The organism is Streptomyces cylindrosporus (assembly GCF_022698165.1).
Classification (GTDB): domain Bacteria; phylum Actinomycetota; class Actinomycetes; order Streptomycetales; family Streptomycetaceae; genus Streptomyces; species Streptomyces cylindrosporus.
In genome coordinates this window covers 292,671-308,980 of sequence record NZ_JALDAY010000004.1, presented here as the reverse complement: position 1 = coordinate 308,980, position 16,310 = coordinate 292,671, and the positions used below count along the sequence as shown (strand labels likewise).

Sequence of the window (16,310 nt, the reverse complement as noted above, 5' to 3'; positions counted from 1 at the left end):
GGGACAGCCGTCCGTTACGCGGACCGCGTCATGATCCGCAGGATCTCCAGCGTGCGCGGTGGCGCGTCCGGGTCGTCCCCGTCGGCCATCGCCATCCGCACGTGCGCGTCCCGCGCCGCCCGTACCGCCTCCGGCCACCCCTGGTGCTCCAGGTACGCGGAGACGGGCGCGTCCGGCCCGACCTGGTGCATGATCCGCAGCACCCGCAGCACCGCGGTGTCGACGAGCGCCGCCTCCTGGGAGTCGCGGAAGATCGTGCCGACGTACTTCTCGGCGGACCAGTTGTCCAGCCAGGTGTCCTCGACGAGGCGGTACACGGCGTCGGTGACGTCCCCGTACCCGTCGACCCCGGCCAGCCAGACGTCTCTCTGGAACGCCGGGTCGGAGAGCATGTGCAGCGCGGAGCGCACATTGCTGCGCCAGCGCCACCACGGCATGTCGTTCAGTGGCATGCCGCCCATGGTGGAGGAGCGACGGCCACGACGGGAAGAGTTCTCCGAGCCTTGCACGGTGATAGATCGTACGTTCTTCCTTTCCGGCGCCTCACCGACCCCCGTAATTCACCTGCACGTCACCGATCAATAACCATGGGTCATCCCCGGGTTCCGGATGTGGCGGAAGCGTGTCGACCCATGACCGGCAGGCGACTCGACCGCAGCACCTTCCTCCCCACGCACACCCGGCCCGTCAGATCCACCGTCCTCGCGGCGGTGGCGCTGGCCGCGTGTGCCTCACTCGCCGCCGGATGCGGGGTCGTCCCCGGTACCACGGGGGGTTCCGGGGACGACTCGATCACGGTGATGACCTGGGCCCCGCAGAACACCAGCGCCACCAACAAGCCCGGCATGCCCGCCTTCGCGCAGGCGTACGCCCGCTGGGTCAACGCCCACGGCGGCATCGACGGCCGCAAGCTGAAGGTGCTGACCTGCAACGACCACAACGACAGCGTGGCCGCCGCGAAGTGCGCCCGGATCGCCGTCAAGCGCAACGTCGTCGCGGTCGTCGGCTCCTACAGCCAGTACGGCGACTCCTACCTCCCCGACCTGGAGGGCGCCGGCATCCCCTACATAGGCGGCTACGGCGTCACCACCGCCGAGTTCACCAGCCCGCTGTCCTACCCCGTCAACGGCGGCCAGCCCACGCTGCTGGCCGGCCTCGGCAAGGAACTCGCCGCGGGCTGCGGCCCGGTGACGCTGATACGGCCCGACACCATCGCGGGCGACGAGCTGCCGCCCATGCTCGACTCCGGCCTGAAGGCGGGCGGGCACGCCGACTCGGTCGACCAGCGCGCGGCGGACGACACCACCGAGTACGAGGGGCCCTCGCAGAAGGCGCTCACCGCCGCCACGAGCGACCCGGTGAAGAAGGGGTGCGTGATCCCCGCGCTCGGGGACCGCACCAGCACCTTCATGGACTCCTTCCAGCGCGAGCGCGAGGACTACCCCGCGGTGAAGACCGCGGCCACGCTCGACAGCGTCGACCAGACGGCGATCAACGAGACCGGCGGGGCGAGGGGGCCGTACGAGGGCTCGTACATCACCGGCTGGTACCCGGCCTCGACCGACGCGCGCTGGGACCCGATGAAGAAGGTGATCAGCGAGCAGGCCTTCGGCGACAACCGCATCGACCCCGCGGACGCCGGCGTGCAGACGACCTGGATCGCCTACACCGTGTTCAAGAAGGTCGTCGAGTCGCTGGACGGCGAGGCCGTCACCTCCGACGCGATACGGCGCAAGCTCGACGACGGCCTGAAGATCACCACCGGCGGACTCACCCCGACCCTGCGGTGGGGCGGCCAGGGCCCGCTCGCCAGCATCGGCCTGTCCCGCATAGTCAACGCCGACGTGACCCTCCAGGCCGTACGGCAGGGGCAGTTGGTGGCGGTCGACAAGGGTTTCGTGGACGTGACGAAGACGCTGCAGGGCGCCGAGGTCGACTGATCAGCGGGTGCGGGCGCGGTCACGGCCGCACCCGCACCGCCCGGGTCACAGCTGGGTCGGCTGGCGCTGGGTCAGGCCGTACGTCTTCGCGATCGTGTTCCACAGCTGGGCGGCCTTGACCTTCTGCTGGCTCGCCGTGCCGCTCGCGCGGTTGCCGGCCTGGGTCTGGCCGGTGGAGCGGGCCTGGCCCTTCTTGCAGCCCTTCTTGTTGCCGCCCACCTGGTCGGCCCAGGCCGCGTAGTGGTTGTCGGCCGCCGCGGAGGCCTGCCAGGCCTGGGTGAGGGCGGTGGTCAGGGCGGCGTGGTCCGGGAGCTTGTCCACGGCGAGGCCGGCCAGGCTGCTGACCAGCTGGGTGCGCTGCTTGGCCGCGGCGCGCAGGTCTGAGGCGGCCGTGTCCAGGTTCCTGCACCCCTTGACGTTCGCGACCGCGGCGATCACCGAGGCGCGGCTGTCCCCGCTCTGCGCGAGCAGCTTGTCCAGGGCGACGGCCTGCTGCTCGGCCGGGTCGGCGGACGGCGATGCGGACCCGTCACTGGCCGGAGCGGTGGCGGACACGGTCTGGTTCTTGTCCTGCCCGTCGCCACCACCACCGCCGCTGAGCATCGCCCCGGCGCCGACGCCGAGGACGACGATGCCGATCCCGACGGCGGCGATGAGCGGCACCTTCGAACGGCCGCGGCCACCGCGCCCGCCCCGCCCGTCGTCGTGGCCGTCATGGCCGTCGTGGCCGCCGGGCGGGAAGTAGGCGGGCTGGGGCCGGCCGTAGGAGGGCCCCGGCTGCCCGTACGCCGACTGGTGCTGCGCCGGGGGCTGCTCGAACCGCGGGAGCTGCTGAGTGGCTCCGGCGGGGCTCCCGCCGCCGGGCCCGCTGCGGAACAGGTTGTCGAACTCGGCGGGCGTCTGCCGCGCCCCGTCGGTCACCGGCGCGATGTACTGGGTGGCCTGGGAGTCCGGATCGGCGACGGGAGGCAACGGTCCGGGTCCGGCCTGGGCTCCACCATGGGGCGTGTGCCCGAGGAACTGCGTGGCGTCGGGCGACGGCTGCGGCCCGGCCTCGGGCGGCAGGGCCCCGGGCCCGACCGGCGGAATGAACTGGGTCGCCCCTTCGTCCACGGCCGGAGCAACGGGCGGCAGGAACTGCGTGGCCCCTTCACTGCCGGGGGCGGCGGGTACGGGCGGGATGTACTGCGTGGCACCTTCGTCGGCCGGAGGCAGCGGCATGCCGCCCGGGGCACCGTGCTGCGCGGGCGGAAGCGGCGCGCCGTACGGCGTCTGCGGGGTCTCCTGGGGCAGCGGCTGGGACGGGATCGCGTCAGGCACCGGGGCGCCCCACTGGCTCTGGTGGCTCTGGTGGCTCTGGTGGCTCTGGTGGCTCTGGTGGCTCTGATGGCTCTGATGACTGTGCTGGTTCTGCGTCGCGTCCGTGCCCCACTGCTGGGCCGGAGCGGTCGGCCAGGTCTGGTCCTGCTGCTGGGGTGGGGTCTGCTGCTGGTCCGGGCCCCACGCGTTTCCCCAGGACTGACCGCCGGGCGGGGCCGAGGCCGGGGCCTGCGGGCCGGGCTGGGGGGCGGGGTAGGAGCCGCCGCCGTAGGGGCCGGGGCCGGAGGGCGAGGCGCCGTACGGGCCCGCGGGCCGGGCGCCCAGCATGCCCGGCAGCAAAGGTTCGCCGCCGTCGGAGGGCAGCACGATGCCTTCGCGCGCCTGGCGCTGCGAGGGCTCCTCGCCCTGTCCACTCTGCGTCACCGGGACTCCTACTAATGGGGGACCTTGTGAATCGTCGGCTCACGCTACCGGGTCCCCCGAGCCGGGTGCCACGCAGCTCAGGCCGCAACCTCCCTTCCTGTGACAGCAGTAACAGCGCCGCTCTACACCGCGCTGTATATGTCCACCTCCTCCACGCATCCACGGCCCGGCCGGTCGCCCGCCCTCACGCCGCCGCCTGCAACTCCAACCGCGCTCCGAACTCCCGTACCACAGGCTCTTCCCGGTACGGCTCCAGCCGCTGCTGGAAGTCCTCCAGGTAGTCGGCGCCCCGGTTGGAGCGCAGGGACTCCAGGAGCTCCACGGCCTTCAGCCCGGTGTTGCAGGCCTGTTCGATCTCGCGCTGCTGCACCTGCGCGGTGGCGAGGAGCACGTAACCGATCGCCCGTCGGCGGGCCTTGGACTCGGGGAGCTTCACCAGCGCCTCCTCCGCGCGTCGTGCGCCCGCCTCGGCCTGCCCGAGGTCGCGGTGGCAGTGCGCCAACTCGTCGGCCAGATAGGCCTCGTCGAAGTGCGAGATCCACGCCGGGTCGTCGCCGGAGGCCGCGTCGGCACCCTCCAGCGCCGTGACGGCCCGCCCGGACGCCACCTGAGCCGCGCGCGCGTCGCCCATCAACGCGTGCCCGCGCGCCTCCGCCGCGTAGAACATGGCCTCCGCGCGCGGTGTCACGCGCCCCCGCGCCCCTTCCTGCGCCGCCCGCGCCAACTGGGCGATCTCCCGCGGGTTTCCGAGCTGCGCGGCGAGATGGCTCATGGACGCGGCCAGCACGTAACCGCCGTACCCGCGGTCGCCCGCGGCCTGGGCGAGCCGGAGTGCCTGGATGTAGTAGCGCTGGGCCAGGCCCGGTTGGCCGGTGTCGACGGCCATGTACCCGGCGAGTTCGGTGAGTCGGGCGACGGCCGCGAAGAGGTCACGGCCGACGGCCTCCCGGTACGAGCCCGCCAGCAGCCCCGAGACGACGCTGTTGAGGTAGTGCACGACGACCGGGCGTACGTGCCCGCTGCCGTACTGGTGGTCGAGGTCGACGAGCGCCTGGGTCATCGCCTTCACGGCCGCCACGTCGGACTGTCCGACGCGTGGGCCCGCCGAGCGCGCCACCTGGGAGTCCGGCGAGGAGATCAGCCAGTCGCGGCTCGGCTCGACGAGCGCGGACGCGGCGACGGAGGAGCCGGACAGGAAGTCCCGGCGGCCCACGTCACTGCGCCACAGCTCGCAGACCTGCTCGATGGCCCCCAGTACGGTCGGCGAGAACTGGAGGCCGACGCCGGACGCGAGGTTCTTGCCGTTGGCCATGCCGATCTCGTCGATCGTGACCGTACGGCCGAGCTTGCGGCCCAGCGCCTCCGCGATGATCGCGGGCGCCCGGCCCCGCGGCTGCTGTCCGCGCAGCCAACGGGCCACGGACGTCTTGTCGTAGCGCAGGTCGAGGCCGTGCTCGGCACCGCACATGTTGACCCGGCGGGCGAGCCCGGCGTTCGAGCACCCCGCCTCCTGGATGAGCGCCTGCAGCCGTTCGTTCGGCTGCCGCGCGACGAGAGGCCTTGCGGCCATGGCGTACCCCCTGGGAACAACCCCTGAAGCGAAAAGATCCGGCCTTGAAGATCAATGCCCCGCGGACATACCGAAAATGCGAGGCTTGCGCGGATTGCCGGGGTAAAGGCTGTTGCCGCCCCCACTCCTGGCTACCCTGCTCACCCCGGGGTTCCTCCTCTGCGCCCCCACCCGTGCACCCATGCGCCCCAGCAACGGAAACGATGCCCCTCCCCCGCGCGCAGGCCCTGCCGTCAATCTCCCGTCGTCCGCCCGAAGGGCGGGCCGCGCGGCGTCTGGTGCGTGCAGCTGCAAGGCGGAGGAGGGAGTCATGGCGGAGCCATGGCGAGTGACGACAACGCCGCTGGGGGTCCCCCCACGCCCTTGAGGCAGTGGGGGAGCGCGTGCCAGACGCCGCGCGGCAGATGGGAGATTGACGGCAGGGCCTGGACCCCCGTAACCCGAGGTGGATGCGGGAGTTGTGTTGGGCGTGGAAGAGACGATCGCGGGTACCGAAGCCGCTCAGATTCCGAAGCAGCGCGGGGAATCGCTGCTGGAGACCGCCGTGCGCTATGCCGAGGAGCGCCACTGGGACGTGTTCCCGGGGACCTGGCTGGAAGCCGTCGACGGGGTGCAGCGCTGCTCCTGCGGCGACGCGGCGTGCGGTGCGCCGGGGGCGCATCCGGCGCGGGAGGACTGGGCGACGCAGGCCACGGGCAGTGCGACGGTGGCCCGCCGGATGTGGCAGAAGCAGCCGACGGCTTCGATTCTGCTGCCGACGGGGCGTACGTTCGATGCGATCGACGTCCCTGAGACCGCGGGGTTCCTGGCGCTTGCACGTATGGAGCGGATGGAGCTGACACTCGGGCCGGTGACGCTGTCCCCGGATCGGCGCATGCGGTTCTTCGTGCTCCCCGGCGCCGCTGTGAAGCTTCCCGAGCTCGTCAGGAAACTCGGATGGGCGCCGTCGTCGCTCGACCTCGCCGCGCTGGGTGAGGGCAGCTACGTGGCTGCGCCGCCTACCCGGTATGGATCTCGCGGTGCTGTTCAGTGGGCGCGTCGGCCCACTCCGGCGAACCGGTGGCTGCCGGATTCGGAGGAGTTGATCTCGCCGCTTGCTTATGCGTGCGGGCGGGATCGGTAGCGCCTATTGGGGTGGCTCGCGTTCGCCGTTGGCGGGTGCGGGTTGTGTGTGGCTGGTCGCGCAGTTCCCCGCGCCCCTTTTAGGTTGGCATGCATGACGTCGGCTGTGAGTGTGCGTGGGCTTTGGAAGCGGTTTGGGCAGCAGGTTGCTGTTGCCGGGATCGATCTCGAATTGCCCGCCGGGAAATTTATTGGGCTCGTCGGTCCCAACGGGGCCGGGAAGACCACCACCCTCTCCATGGTCACCGGGTTGCTGCGGCCGGATCATGGCACTGTCGAGGTCGTCGGGCATGACGTGTGGCGGGATCCGGTGGCCGTGAAGGCGCGGATCGGGGTGTTGCCCGAAGGGCTGCGGCTGTTCGAGCGGCTGTCGGGACGTGAACTGCTCGGCTACAGCGGGCGGTTGCGGGGACTGCCGGGCGCGGAGGTCGAGCGGCGGGCCACGCAGCTGCTCGACGTGCTCGACCTGGCCGGCGCCCAGCACAAGCTCGTCGTCGACTACTCGACCGGCATGCGGAAGAAGATCGGGCTCGCGGCGGCGCTGCTGCACAACCCCGAAGTGCTGTTCCTGGACGAGCCGTTCGAGGGCGTCGACCCCGTCTCCGCGCAGACCATCCGGGGCGTCCTGGAGCGCTACACGGCCTCCGGCGCCACCGTCGTCTTCTCCTCCCATGTGATGGAACTCGTCGAGTCCCTGTGCGACTGGGTCGCCGTGATGGCCGCCGGCCGCATCCGCGCCCAGGGCACGCTCGCCGAGGTCCGCGGCCAGGCGCCCACCCTGCAACGGGCCTTCCTCGAACTCGTCGGCGCGGGCGGGCGCGACGCCGGTTCGGATCTCGACTGGCTGGGCGGCGGGGCGCGATGACCACCGACGGCGCCACGCCCGCCGACATCACCTCCGTCGTCGTACGACTGAAGCTTTCCCTGCTCAGGAACGGGCTGCGGCAGTCGGGCGGGCGGCGGGCCGCCTACGTCGTCTCGGCCGTCGTCGTGCTGCTCTTCGGCGCGCTGCAACTGCTCGGCCTGATCGCGCTGCGCGGTCACGCGCACGCCGAGGCCGTCGTCGTGCTGCTGGTCGCCGTGCTGGCGCTCGGCTGGGCGGTGATGCCGCTGTTCTTCCCCGGCGGCGACGAGACCCTCGACCCGACCCGGCTGGTGATGCTGCCGCTGCGGCCCCGGCCTCTCGTACGGGCCCTGCTGGCGGCCTCGCTGGTGGGCATCGGCCCGCTGTTCACGCTGCTCCTGCTGACCGGCTCGGTGATCACGGTGGCGCACGGCGGTGCCGCGTACGCCGTCGCCGTCGTCGGCGTCGTGCTCGCGCTGCTGGTGTGCGTGGCCCTCGCGCGGGCCGTCGCCGCCGCCAATATCCGGCTGCTGACCAGCCGCAAGGGCCGCGATCTCGCGGTGCTGAGCGGGCTGGTGATCGCGATCGGGGCGCAACTGGTCAACTTCGGGGCGCAGCGCCTCGGTTCGAGCGGGCTGTCGCAGCTCGAACCGGCCGGGGACGTGCTGAGGTGGGTGCCGCCGGCGTCGGCGATCGGCGCGGTGGACTCGGCGAGCGAGGGGTCGTACGGCGTCGCGGTGCTCCAACTGGCGCTGAGCGCGGGCGCGTTGGTGGCGCTGATCGCCGTATGGGCCCGGCATCTCACGAAGTTGATGACGTCACCGGACGGCTCGACCCTCCAGTCGGCCACCGACCAGCCCGCCCGCGACCCCGGCACCTCCGGCGGCCTCGCCCGCCTGCTGCCCGCCGGCCGCACGGGCACGGTCATGGAGCGCAGCCTGCGTTACGTCTGGCGCGACCCCAAGACCAAGGCGGCCTGGGTCACCTCACTCGCGATCGGCCTGATCGTGCCGGTCTTCAACGCGCTCCAGGGCACCGGCTCGATCTACTTCGCGTGCTTCGCCGCCGGGATGCTCGGCATCCAGATGTACAACCAGTTCGGGCAGGACACGTCCGCGTTCTGGATGGTCGCGACGACCATCTCCTCGGCGCGGGACGCGTACGTCGAACTACGCGGCCGGGCACTGGCGTTGCTGGTGATCACCCTCCCGTACGCCACCCTCGTCACGGTCCTGACCACGGCGATGCTCGGCGACTGGCCCCGCCTCCCCGAGGCCCTCGGCCTCTCCTTCGCCCTCCTCGGCGCGATGCTGGCGACCGGCGCATGGACCTCGGCCCGCTTCCCGTACTCCATCCCCCAGGAGGGCTACAAGAACGTCGCCCCCGGCCAGACGGGCCTGGCCTGGATCTCCATCTTCGGCGGCATGGTCTCGGCGGCCCTACTGACGGCCCCGGTCATCGCGGCGACGATCTGGGCGAACGTCGCGAAGAACGGCGACGACTGGGGCTGGCTGCTCCTGCCCGCGGGCGCCGCCTACGGCACCGCCATCACCCTGACGGGCCTACACCTGGCCGCCCCACGGACAGCGTCCCGCCTCCCAGAAATCCTGACGGCGGTGAGCAAGGGCTGACGGCTGCCGTATGACAGACCCGAGGAGAAGCGCCCCGAAAGGGGCGCGGGGAACTGCGCGAGCAACCACGAACCACCCGCAGCCGCCACAAGACCGCAACCCCACCCCCATTAGGCCCCTCAAACCGCCAGCACAGAATCAAGAAACGGCTCGACAGCCTCCCGCCAGGCCGCCGGCTGGTCATAGTGCACAAGATGCCCCGCATCAGCCACTTCCGCGTACTCCCCCCTGGGAAGGACCCGCACCATCTCCTGCGCCTCCGCCCGCCCCAACTCCCCGTCCAGCCCCCGCACCACCAGCGCCGGACACTGCACCTGGGCCAACTCCTCCCAGTGCGCGTCGTACACCCACGTCTCCCGCGACTGAAGCATCTGCGCCGGATCGAACACCGGCCGCCACCCGTCGGGACACTCGTGCATCACCTCGGCGTAGAACTCCCCCCGCGCCGGATTCGGCCGCTCCACCCACGGATCGTCCTCGCCGAACCACTTCCGTACGTCGGCGAGCGTGGCGAAGGGAACGGGCCAGGCCTTGAACCAGTCCTGCCACTCCCGCTGCGAGGCCGCGCCCAGCGCCGACGCCCGCATGTCGCAGATGATCACGCCCCGCACCAGGTCGGGCCGTTTCGCGGCGAGCTGCCACGCGGTCAGCGCGCCCATCGCGTGTCCGATGAGGACGGCCGGGGAGAGCCCCAGCTGTTCCAGCGCGGCCTCCGCGTCCTCGACGTAGGCCTCCCGGGTGAACGCGGCCTGAGGGGGCTTCTCGCTCTGTCCGTGCCCGCGCTGGTCGAGTGCGACCGCGCGATGCCGCTCGGACAGCCAGCGGGCGGTGGACGCCCAGTGCGAGGCGCGGCCCATCAGGCCGTGCAGTAAGAGCACGCCGGGTCCGCACTCGTGCCCGCCGGGCGGCCCGGCCTGGTCCCGGGTCCCCGCGGGGTCGGTCTTGGGAGGGTCGCCGAACTCCCAGGCCGCGAGGCGTACCCCGCCCGCCCCGGTCACGTCGATGCGTCGCGCCATGGTCCTGGCAACCCCCCTAGCTCCGCTCGGACCGGCTCGCTCCCGCTTCGAGCCGGCCGGTCCTGTGAACCGTTTCCTGCCGTGCCGTGCAGCTGCCTTCCGCCGTGTGGGTTCCACGTCTCGCGCACTCACTCCTGAAGCGCACCTTCCGCGTCTCCCGTCACCCGCAGACTATCGAATGGGTATTCGAAAATGCCGTTTCCGTGAGCAACACCCCTCGTTCGAGTGACCGCACTCAAGGAATGATCGCCGCTGCCGAGGGGAGATCTTCAGCGGGAGGCGGACCGCTCGGGGAAAACGGTCCGAGGGGGATGACCCTGGGAGCTCGGGGCTCCGGGTCAGCACAGGGGAGGACCGGCCCCGGCGCCACTCGGCGCCGGGGCCATCCACACGTCTGCGGCACATCCTCCCGCCCCCTCAGGTCATATGCCTCACGCGCCAGCCTCGCACGCGAACCGTCCGAGCGCTCCGAATTCGGCACATAAAATCTCGACGTCAAGGGACCGCCGAGCAACCCCGGTTGCTCAGCGCTTGGCGACGAACACATGGGAGGCGACGTCCGCCTCCAGCTCGGCCGCCTCGCCGCCGCTGCCGACCAGCACACCGCCCGCCGACTCCGTCACGCTCACCACCGAGCCGGGCTGCACGCCCGCGCGGCGCAGCGTGTACATCAGCTGCGCGTCCGTCTGGATCGGCTCGCCGATACGGCGCACCACGACCGTCTTGCCGTCGGCGCCCGGGTCGAGGTCCGCGAGCGACACCATGCCCTCGTCCAGGAACGGGTCGGCGCCGTCCTTCTCGCCCAGCTCCTCCAGGCCCGGGATCGGGTTGCCGTACGGCGACTCGGTCGGGTGGCGCAGCAGCTCCAGCACGCGCCGCTCCACGGCCTCGCTCATCACGTGCTCCCAGCGGCAGGCCTCGGCGTGCACCTGCTCCCACTCCAGGCCGATCACGTCGACGAGCAGACACTCGGCGAGGCGGTGCTTGCGCATCACGCGCGTGGCGAGGCGGCGGCCCTCGTCCGTCAGCTCCAGGTGCCGGTCGGTGGCCACGGAGACCAGTCCGTCCCGCTCCATCCGCGCCACCGTCTGGCTCACGGTCGGCCCGCTCTGGTCGAGCCGCTCGGCGATCCGGGCGCGCATGGGGACCACACCTTCCTCCTCAAGCTCGAGGATGGTGCGGAGATACATCTCCGTGGTGTCGATCAGTCCGGACATACGTGCCCCTCGATGAGATCTGCCGGAAGCGCGAACAGCTTCCCGGCGCGTGCGCTGGCCCTGGATTCAATTCTGACGCATACCACTGACAACCGTGCCGCGCCGTTGAAACCACGGGGTTACGGGCGGGTACTCGGGAGTAGCCGCCCGTATTCGTGCGGTTGCGGGCGCCTGGTCCGGCGGCCGTATTGACACCGCACTGGTCCAGACCGCACGGTGATCCGCGACACAGCCTCATGACGACCCGATGACGACCCACCGACGACCACTGACGACCCATGGCTCCCGTGACCCGTGACCCCACCCGGAAGGACCCGCATGAGCGACGGCAAACTGGCCGACCAGTTCTTCGACGCCGCGATCGATCTCCTGGAGCGGGTGCGCGACGAGGAGGGTGAGGCCATCGCCGCGGCGGGCACGCTGCTCGCCGACACGGTCGCCGACGGGGGCCGGCTCTTCGCCTTCGGCGCCGGGCACTCCTCGCTCGCCGCGCAGGACGTCGTCTACCGGGCGGGCGGGCTCGCCCTGATGAACCTGCTGGCGGTACCGGGGGCCGTGGGCGTCGACGTGATGCCGGCCACGCTGGGCTCCGCCCTGGAGCGCGTCGACGGGCTCGCGAGCGCGGTCCTGGACACCTCGCCGCTGCGCGCGGGCGACGCCCTGGTCATCATCTCCCTCTCGGGCCGCAACGCGCTCCCGGTCGAGATGGCGATGCACGCCCGCGCCCTGGGCGTGAAGGTCATCGGCGTCACATCGGTCGCGTACGCGACGGAGACCCGTTCCCGCCACAGCTCGGGCACCTACCTGAAGGACCACTGCGACATCGTCCTGGACTCCAAGATCCCCATCGGCGACGCGACCCTGACCCTGCCCCCGATCCCGGCCCCCTTCGCCCCGGCGTCGACGGTGGTGACGAGCGCGATTCTCCAGTCGGTCATGGCAACGGCGGCGGGAGCCCTGTCGGACCGCGGCATCGAGCCCCCGCTCCTGCGCTCCGGGAACGTGGACGGCGGCCACGAGTGGAACGGCAGGGTGTTCGAGGAGTACGGCGACCGGATCTTCTACCAGCACTGAACAGCACCGCTGGACCGGCGCAGCTGCCCTGGACCGGCGCAGCTGCCCTGGACCGGCGTGACTACTCCCGCCCCACAACCCCCGCCAGATCCAACGCCGCGGCGATCCGAACGGCCACGTCCTCCGCGTACACCGCATCGGCCCGCTCGAACTGGCTGCGCCCGCCCCCACGCAGGAAGGTCACCACCCCCAGCGTCCGCCCCCGGCTCCGCAGCACCGCGCACAGCGCGTGTACCGCGTCCCCCGGCCACTGCCGGGCCAACGCCCACTCCCGGGCCTGTTCCGCCGCCACCGCCCCGACGCTGGCCCGCACGGACCCGGCCCGTTCCACGCACTGCAGGGCCGGGTGCCCCTGCCCGTACCGCACGGGCAGCCCGGCCTGCCCGGCCAGCAGGCTCGGTCCCGGCGCGCCCGAGGGCGTGGCCGCGACCCGCACCAGCCGCACGGGCCCCTCGGCCTCCCCGTCCACGGGCGCCGCGCCTCCCGCCACCCGGTCGATCAGCGCGTGATCGGCGAACCCGGCCAGCGCGAAGTCCAGATGGACCGTCGCCGCCTCGCGTGGGTCCTCGCACTCACCCGCCGCCCGCGCGGCTCGGTGCAGCTGGTTCGCCCGGAACCGCAGCAGCGAGGCCTCCTGCTCCGCCTGCTTGCCCTCGGTGACGTCCTGGAACAGCCAGCCGACCCCGAGCGGAACCGGTTCCTCCGCGAGCGGTGACGCCAGCCGTACGAACCCGCACCGCCAGCAGCGCCGCTGCTCGCCGTCCGGCGTCCGCACGCTCACCCAGATCTCCGCGGGAGCCGGCGGCGCGCCCTCGGCGAGGACGTGGGTGAGGGCGCTCTCCAGTTCCTCCACGCCCTGGGAGAGCAGTTCCCCCAGCGGCCGTCCGAGTGCGGACGTACGGCCGATGCCCAGCGAGCGGGCCGCGTGCGCGTTCACGACGGCGGGCCGGAGATCGGCGTCCACGAGCACGACACCCCAGCTGGCGTCCTCGAACAGGGCCTCGCTCAGCGCGATCGACCGCTCCAGGTCGATCTGCGCGTGCACCTCGCTGAAGGCGCAGTACAGCCCGGCGGGCTTGCCGTCGGGCCCTCGTACCGCCGCGGACTGCGTGCGCACGAGCACCCGTCCGCCGTCCTTGGTCAGCAGCGCGAACTCGTGCACCTGGCGGCCGGGGGCCTGCATGGCGGCCATCAGCCGCCCCTCGACCTCCTCGGCGTCGGCCTCCCGCACGGCCCATCCCGCGAACCCGTGCCGCCCCACCGCCTCGGCCGCGGTCCAGCCGAGGATCCGCTCGGCCTCACGGTTCCAATGGGTTACGACTCCGTCGGCGTCGAAGGCGCACAGGGCCGCGTCCATCCCGTCGAGGAGCGCGGCGAGCAGATCGGAGCCGTCGGGGCCCACGGGGCCGGCCCGCTCGGGCTCGTCGGGCCCCAGCTCATCGGTGGTCCCACTACGCCGGGAAGCACTCACCTGGACCCCCTGCCAAGCCGCGTCCGCACGCACGGCGCGTCGGTTCGCTCACTCGCAATCATCTAACTCGAACGTGACGCAGCACACACCGAGTTCCCACAAGTTGAGGGAATCGTTGCAACCTGCCTCACGTCCCACAATCAGCCCTACCCCAGGCGAAGATCAACCCACAGATCATTCTCACCGTCGAGCACATACCGCTCGACCTCGACGAACCCGACCCGCTCGGCGAACCGCAGCCCGTCGTCATTGGCGGCCAGCACACAGGTCTCGATCCCCTCGGCGCCAAGCACACGCGCGTGCGCGAGCGCCCGCTCGTACGTCGCCGCCCCGATCCCGCGCCGCCGGTACTCGGGCAGCACGCGCGCGATGACGGTGGCCACCCCGCCCACCCCCTGGGGCGGCCGCACGGTCGAACACCCCACGAGCACATCCCCCAGATACACGTTCTCCAGCCGATTCCGCCCGACCCGCTCCCGCGCGGCCCCGACGGACATGGCAGCAGGCGGAACGACGACGTTGTGCACATGCCGCCACTCCTCAACCATCCGCTCCCCGACCACCTGCTCGAACCTGATCGCGGCCACACCGCCCCCTCGTTGTCAGACCCTGCTGCCACAGTCTCCGCCATGACCACGGACGACTTCTGGCACCTCGTCGAGACGGCCCGCAACCACACCACACCCGACCGCCCCTTCGACCAGGCACTCGTCGAGTTGCTCTCCCGCCGCACCCGCCGGGAGATCCTCGAATACCAGGAATGCTTCGACGAACTGCGCGAAGCCCTGTACCGCTGGGACGTCTGGGCCGCCGCCTACCTCATCGGAGGCGGCTGCTCCGACGACAGTTTCATGGACTTCCGCGCCGGGCTGATCGCCCAGGGCCGCGAGTGGTACGAGCGTGCCGCCGCCGCACCCGACAGCCTCGCCGAGCATCCCGCGGTCCTCGCCGCAGGCGACGGCCTCGACGAGCGTGCCCTCTTCTTCGAGGAGGTCAACTACTGCGCCGCCGGGGCCTTCGAGGTCGTGGCGGGCAGCGTGGAGGGCTTCTACGAGGCCTGGAAGGGGTACGCGGCCGAGCGTCCGGATCCCAGTTTCGCCGCCTCCGACATGGGTGAGGACTTCGACTTCGACGACCCGTCCGAGATGCGTCGGCGGCTGCCGCGGTTGGCCGGGGTCTTCCTCTCGGAAAAAAGTGGTTGATCGTGCGTCGCGGCGTTCTTAGGGTGTGGGCTACACGAGAAGGGAGGTGGTTCGGCAGATGTGTGAATACCGGACGCGTGAGGTGACTGCGGGCTAGCGGCCCGTCACCACACCGAGTGCGGTGCCGGACCAGCACGCGAGAGAAACGTGCAGCCGGCCCAATCCCAGGCAGTCACCCGACCCGCGAGCTCGCCGGTACGTCCGGCCGGCTCCTCCGCGCAGGCGGAGGGACCAGAGCTCGCGGGTCGTCTGCATGCCCCACTCCTCAGTGGGCTTCCGACTCCTCAGTGGGCGATGCCCTCGTACCCCTCGATGTCCTGCGGAGCCCGCACCCCCGGCCCCACGTACCGCGCCGACGGTCGCACCAGTCGCCCCGTCCGCTTCTGCTCCAGGATGTGGGCCGACCACCCCGCCGTACGCGCGCACGTGAACATCGACGTGAACATGTGCGCCGGTACCTCCGCGAAGTCCAGCACGATCGCCGCCCAGAACTCGACGTTCGTGGCAAGCACCCGGTCGGGACGGCGCGCGTGGAGCTCGGCCAGTGCCGCCTTCTCCAGTGCCTCCGCCACCTCGAAGCGAGGGGCGCCCAGTTCGCGGGCGGTGCGGCGCAGCACGCGCGCGCGTGGGTCCTCGGCGCGGTACACCCGGTGGCCGAAGCCCATCAGGCGCTCGCCCTTGTCGAGGGCCTGCTTGACGTACGCCTCGGCGTCCCCGGTCCGCTCGATCTCCTCGATCATGCCGAGGACCCGGGAGGGGGCGCCGCCGTGGAGCGGACCGGACATGGCTCCCACGGCGCCGGAGAGTGCCGCGGCCACGTCCGCGCCCGTGGACGCGATCACCCGTGCCGTGAACGTCGACGCGTTCATGCCGTGCTCGGCGGCCGACGTCCAGTACGCGTCGACGGCCGCCACGTGCCTCGGGTCCGGCTCGCCCCGCCAGCGGATCATGAACCGCTCGACCACGGACTGCGCCTTGTCGATCTCGCGCTGGGGGACCATCGGCCGGCCCTGCCCGCGCGCGGACTGGGCGACGTACGAGAGCGCCATGACGGCGGCCCGCGCCAGGTCCTCGCGGGCCTGCTCGGCGTCGATGTCCAGCAGGGGTTTCAGGCCCCACACCGGCGCGAGCATGGCCAGCGCCGACTGGACGTCCACCCGGATGTCACCGGAGTGCACGGGGATCGGGAACGGCTCGGCGGGCGGCAGGCCGGGGTTGAAGGCGCCGTCGACCAGCAGCCCCCAGACGTTGCCGAACGAGACGTGACCGACCAGGTCCTCGATGTCGACGCCCCGGTACCGAAGGGCGCCGCCCTCCTTGTCCGGTTCGGCGATCTCCGTCTCGAACGCGACGACTCCCTCGAGTCCGGGTACGAAGTCGGACATCAGGCGGCTCCTCGTGATGTGTACGACAGGTGCTTGCGACAGAAGCGGCGGCTCCGCCTCCGGATCCCCGGTCGGTCGTGCGACTCGCGGTCCTG

14 protein-coding genes are annotated in these 16,310 nt (G+C 71.7%); 6 read left to right on the top strand and 8 right to left on the bottom strand.

The window, feature by feature from the left end:
* Positions 1-14: 14 nt before the first annotated feature.
* Entirely contained in the window at positions 15-515 is a 501-nt protein-coding gene (locus MQP27_RS14325) for an SCO4402 family protein (protein WP_242765885.1), read from the bottom strand.
* 117 nt (positions 516-632) lie between these two features.
* On the opposite strand from MQP27_RS14325, the gene MQP27_RS14320 reads away from it, so the two are divergent.
* A complete protein-coding gene (locus MQP27_RS14320; protein ID WP_242765449.1) occupies positions 633-1,940 on the top strand; it encodes an ABC transporter substrate-binding protein in 1,308 nt (435 codons plus the stop codon).
* 45 nt (positions 1,941-1,985) lie between these two features.
* Here the strand turns inward: MQP27_RS14320 and MQP27_RS14315 are convergent, their stop codons facing one another.
* Together MQP27_RS14315 and MQP27_RS14310 are read right to left on the bottom strand one after the other, a co-directional pair.
* On the bottom strand, positions 1,986-3,683 hold the full coding sequence (locus MQP27_RS14315) for a hypothetical protein (RefSeq protein WP_242765448.1): 1,698 nt from the start codon (positions 3,681-3,683) through the stop codon (positions 1,986-1,988).
* Between the two features lie 184 nt (positions 3,684-3,867).
* Positions 3,868-5,253 (bottom strand): NsdA family TPR-like regulatory protein, encoded by a 1,386-nt coding sequence (locus tag MQP27_RS14310; protein ID WP_242765447.1) that lies wholly within the window; start codon positions 5,251-5,253, stop codon positions 3,868-3,870.
* Positions 5,254-5,713: 460 nt separating this feature from the next.
* Here MQP27_RS14310 and MQP27_RS14305 point away from each other — a divergent pair, with 460 nt between their 5' ends.
* From MQP27_RS14305 to MQP27_RS14295, 3 genes are all read left to right on the top strand, one after another.
* A complete protein-coding gene (locus MQP27_RS14305) occupies positions 5,714-6,376 on the top strand; it encodes a bifunctional DNA primase/polymerase (protein WP_242765446.1) in 663 nt (220 codons plus the stop codon).
* 93 nt (positions 6,377-6,469) lie between these two features.
* The gene (locus MQP27_RS14300) at positions 6,470-7,240 is read left to right on the top strand and encodes an ABC transporter ATP-binding protein (protein ID WP_242765445.1); all 771 of its coding nucleotides are present in this window, start codon (positions 6,470-6,472) and stop codon (positions 7,238-7,240) included.
* Entirely contained in the window at positions 7,237-8,850 is a 1,614-nt protein-coding gene (locus MQP27_RS14295; protein WP_242765444.1) for a transporter, read from the top strand. The genes MQP27_RS14300 and MQP27_RS14295 overlap by 4 nt, the downstream gene beginning before the upstream one ends.
* A 119-nt stretch (positions 8,851-8,969) precedes the next feature.
* Here MQP27_RS14295 and MQP27_RS14290 read toward each other — a convergent pair whose 3' ends face one another.
* Positions 8,970-9,866: an alpha/beta fold hydrolase gene (locus MQP27_RS14290; protein ID WP_242765443.1), complete on the bottom strand. Its 897-nt coding sequence runs from the start codon at positions 9,864-9,866 to the stop codon at positions 8,970-8,972.
* A gap of 524 nt (positions 9,867-10,390) precedes the next feature.
* Positions 10,391-11,083, bottom strand: coding sequence for an iron-dependent transcriptional repressor DtxR (locus tag MQP27_RS14285; protein ID WP_030941023.1), 693 nt, complete (start codon positions 11,081-11,083; stop codon positions 10,391-10,393).
* Between the two features lie 318 nt (positions 11,084-11,401).
* Between MQP27_RS14285 and MQP27_RS14280 the strand changes: the two genes are divergently transcribed.
* Entirely contained in the window at positions 11,402-12,157 is a 756-nt protein-coding gene (locus MQP27_RS14280) for an SIS domain-containing protein (protein ID WP_242765442.1), read from the top strand.
* A 61-nt stretch (positions 12,158-12,218) separates the two neighbouring features.
* Here MQP27_RS14280 and MQP27_RS14275 read toward each other — a convergent pair whose 3' ends face one another.
* Both MQP27_RS14275 and MQP27_RS14270 read right to left on the bottom strand, forming a co-directional pair.
* On the bottom strand, positions 12,219-13,628 hold the full coding sequence (locus tag MQP27_RS14275; protein ID WP_242765441.1) for a PAS domain-containing protein: 1,410 nt from the start codon (positions 13,626-13,628) through the stop codon (positions 12,219-12,221).
* A gap of 146 nt (positions 13,629-13,774) precedes the next feature.
* The gene (locus MQP27_RS14270; protein ID WP_242765884.1) at positions 13,775-14,176 is read right to left on the bottom strand and encodes a GNAT family N-acetyltransferase; all 402 of its coding nucleotides are present in this window, start codon (positions 14,174-14,176) and stop codon (positions 13,775-13,777) included.
* Positions 14,177-14,257: 81 nt separating this feature from the next.
* Here MQP27_RS14270 and MQP27_RS14265 point away from each other — a divergent pair, with 81 nt between their 5' ends.
* Complete coding sequence (locus MQP27_RS14265; protein ID WP_242765440.1) at positions 14,258-14,830, top strand: DUF4240 domain-containing protein; 573 nt, start codon at positions 14,258-14,260, stop codon at positions 14,828-14,830.
* Positions 14,831-15,114: 284 nt separating this feature from the next.
* Here the strand turns inward: MQP27_RS14265 and MQP27_RS14260 are convergent, their stop codons facing one another.
* On the bottom strand, positions 15,115-16,215 hold the full coding sequence (locus MQP27_RS14260) for a citrate synthase 2 (RefSeq protein WP_242765439.1): 1,101 nt from the start codon (positions 16,213-16,215) through the stop codon (positions 15,115-15,117).
* Positions 16,216-16,310: the final 95 nt, after the last annotated feature.

Bases quoted from the DNA above. Each gene is read 5' to 3' on its own strand.
- MQP27_RS14320 (WP_242765449.1), top strand. From the start codon at position 633: ATGACCGGCAGGCGACTCGACCGCAGCACCTTCCTCCCCACGCACACC.
- MQP27_RS14285 (WP_030941023.1), bottom strand. From the start codon at position 11,083: ATGTCCGGACTGATCGACACCACGGAGATGTATCTCCGCACCATCCTC.
- MQP27_RS14260 (WP_242765439.1), bottom strand. From the start codon at position 16,215: ATGTCCGACTTCGTACCCGGACTCGAGGGAGTCGTCGCGTTCGAGACG.
- MQP27_RS14300 (WP_242765445.1), top strand. From the start codon at position 6,470: ATGACGTCGGCTGTGAGTGTGCGTGGGCTTTGGAAGCGGTTTGGGCAG.
- MQP27_RS14270 (WP_242765884.1), bottom strand. From the start codon at position 14,176: ATGGTTGAGGAGTGGCGGCATGTGCACAACGTCGTCGTTCCGCCTGCT.
- MQP27_RS14265 (WP_242765440.1), top strand. From the start codon at position 14,258: ATGACCACGGACGACTTCTGGCACCTCGTCGAGACGGCCCGCAACCAC.
- MQP27_RS14310 (WP_242765447.1), bottom strand. From the start codon at position 5,253: ATGGCCGCAAGGCCTCTCGTCGCGCGGCAGCCGAACGAACGGCTGCAG.
- MQP27_RS14280 (WP_242765442.1), top strand. From the start codon at position 11,402: ATGAGCGACGGCAAACTGGCCGACCAGTTCTTCGACGCCGCGATCGAT.
- MQP27_RS14290 (WP_242765443.1), bottom strand. From the start codon at position 9,866: ATGGCGCGACGCATCGACGTGACCGGGGCGGGCGGGGTACGCCTCGCG.
- MQP27_RS14295 (WP_242765444.1), top strand. From the start codon at position 7,237: ATGACCACCGACGGCGCCACGCCCGCCGACATCACCTCCGTCGTCGTA.